The organism is Shewanella sp. 38A_GOM-205m, from assembly GCF_000518445.1.
Taxonomy (GTDB): Bacteria; Pseudomonadota; Gammaproteobacteria; order Enterobacterales; family Shewanellaceae; genus Shewanella; species Shewanella algae.
On sequence record NZ_JADP01000061.1, the window covers coordinates 1 to 1,177 of the forward strand.

Annotated in this window: 2 protein-coding genes; both read right to left on the reverse strand. The window is 40.4% G+C overall.

The genetic code is table 11. The annotated features are described in order from the left end of the window. Positions 1-217 precede the first annotated feature (217 nt). Positions 218-481 (reverse strand): hypothetical protein, encoded by a 264-nt coding sequence (locus N512_RS0119030; protein ID WP_028781321.1) that lies wholly within the window; start codon positions 479-481, stop codon positions 218-220. Positions 482-615: 134 nt separating this feature from the next. Continuing rightward, positions 616-1,065 carry a GyrI-like domain-containing protein gene (locus N512_RS0119035; RefSeq protein ID WP_028781322.1) on the reverse strand — a complete coding sequence of 150 codons (450 nt, stop codon included), beginning with the start codon at positions 1,063-1,065 and terminating at the stop codon, positions 616-618. Positions 1,066-1,177 lie beyond the last annotated feature (112 nt).

Here is a 1,177-nt window from a genome sequence, read left to right on the forward strand (position 1 = left end):
AGCCGAAAAACATGCAGGAGCGAAGGCAAGCATCCCTACTGCGGTAATTTTATTCAATAATTTCATAGATTCTCCATACGTGATTTATAACGCCCTGTTAAGGTGTGAGCAACGTAATACCGATATTGCCGCATACCACCTTAAACACTAAACGCAACGCATAGTAAAAATGCCACGCGTTGCGAATCACTCTTAAACAGTTTGTTAGGGCTAAAGGTCAATCGTGATGACGAACTGTTAAACCCAGCGTGGCATCAAGTGTCGCAATCAAATTGTTGGCGATGTAAGACAAGAATATTAATGGCAGAAAAAGTACTGTCATGTTTTCACTATCAGCCATTTTTAGTGCTACGAGTACAATTCCAACCAAGCAAATTGCGATTAAAATCAGTAATCCTGCCCCTTTTGCTTTAAGAGACAACTCATCTTTCTTTGCCGTAACTTCGACATTTAATTCTTGTTCTTTCGCCTCATTAGTCATGAGTACCTCGATTTATGAACTTACAATTTTTAGCCCTAACGCCGCGTTAAGGTGTGACGTACCGTTTGCTAAGATCTTGAGCGAAGCGAAACCAGCAAACGGTTAGGAATCACCTTAAACGCTTTGTTATGTAACTACTTAATTGCAATAGAGATCTCAACTTCATTCTCACTTTTATAATATTCAAAGTCTGTTGTATACGCTCGCTCGAAAAGGCAGCTTTCTGAACTAAAATAACTCCATACTTCACCCCATAGGTCGGTCACTACTTGTGGCATCTCACCCGTTGCTGAAAAAGTGACGTACTTACCTGAAGCAACCTTCACATTGACTGCCTCGGGCAACACCTCTGATGATAATGTGTCCGAGCACGCCACTACATCAAAAGCACCTGTAACGTCAGATTCATAGTTTGTGTACAAACCATATACTTTCGATTTTTCGTTTAGCTTTGGGGCTGCGTCTGTATAAAACTTACTCCAAAGGTTTCCAATTTTTGCAGTTGAAGGATTCATTTCATCCGCATTAGTAGTACGAATCAAAAAGCCCGTAGCCGAAAAGCTATCCGTTTCAATAATGTCCATATTTACTCCTAGTTACATAACAGCTGTATAGTGCGCATGCGCGTTTTAGTCATCGGAGGAGTGTAAACGCGCATCGCTATCTCTTTGTATTAGTTAAATATAATAGAGTTTA